The sequence below is a fragment of the Martelella alba genome (assembly GCF_005217455.1).
Lineage (GTDB): Bacteria > Pseudomonadota > Gammaproteobacteria > Enterobacterales > Enterobacteriaceae > Acerihabitans.
This window is the reverse complement of sequence record NZ_SZPQ01000149.1, coordinates 1-894: the sequence shown is the minus strand read 5'-3', so window position 1 is coordinate 894 and position 894 is coordinate 1. Positions and strand designations below refer to the sequence as shown.

Sequence of the window (894 nt, the reverse complement as noted above, 5' to 3'; positions counted from 1 at the left end):
CGCCTTGATTGCCTCGACCAGTAATCCAGCTATTTCGCCATAGCCAACAGCGAGGCAATCTTCTATCACTGAACCGTCTCGCAGCGTATAACGGCCCATGTTAAATACCGTTTGCGGCAGAACCTTTTGAACATCCTGGGCTATCAATCCGGTATACGGCTGCGTGTCTTTCAGACCTGTATATCCGGTTAGTTGCTTTACCTTATCTAGTGGATCAGAAATTACCTCTAGGTCCGTTTTGATGCGACTATCAGAATTATTGACCCAGGAGCCTGGCGCGCTAGCGTTGCCGTTGTTACTAAAAATCCAGCTAATATCGTTACTAAACCCATTTAGGTTAAAAATGCCTTCGTTGGCAGCGCCAACATGTTCCTGGTAATAAAAACCAAAAAAGCCACCACGTGTGTCACCGTACGCCCCACGACCATTGATCAGACTCTTGAATATCGGAGTATTCAAATAATCGCCGGTTGCGGCTGATGGAAATGTCGCAGATATCAGGGTTATTGAGTTACCCGTGGCCAGCGTCCCTCCATTTTTCCCATCAATCGTACCCAACCGAGAATCATTACCCTGCGCCACAGTACCCGCCGCCGTACCATAGGCAACGCCCAACGCTGTACGCGCATCGGAAGCGGTATTGGCCCCCGTGCCACCCTGCGCCACGCTGAGCGGCGTTGTTAGTCCGGTCAACGAGGTAATGTCGCTGTTGGCTCCCTTGTCGGCCTTGGCGTCGATTTTTGCCTCAATGGCATCAACATCAATGCTCGCTACCGATGCCGCCGCCGCAGTCGCACTGGCAGCCGCATTGGTCTCACTGGTTTTGGCGTTGGTCTCCGATGTTCCGGCCGCATTCTGGCTGGCCAGCGCGGCCGACGCCGAGCCGGACGCGGC

General features: G+C 53.5%; 1 protein-coding gene. It reads right to left on the bottom strand.

All coding sequences use genetic code 11. The features are described 5' to 3' along the window. Positions 1–894 (bottom strand): tail fiber domain-containing protein (locus FCN80_RS26135; protein WP_170975546.1); only part of this gene is annotated, 894 nt, incomplete at both ends.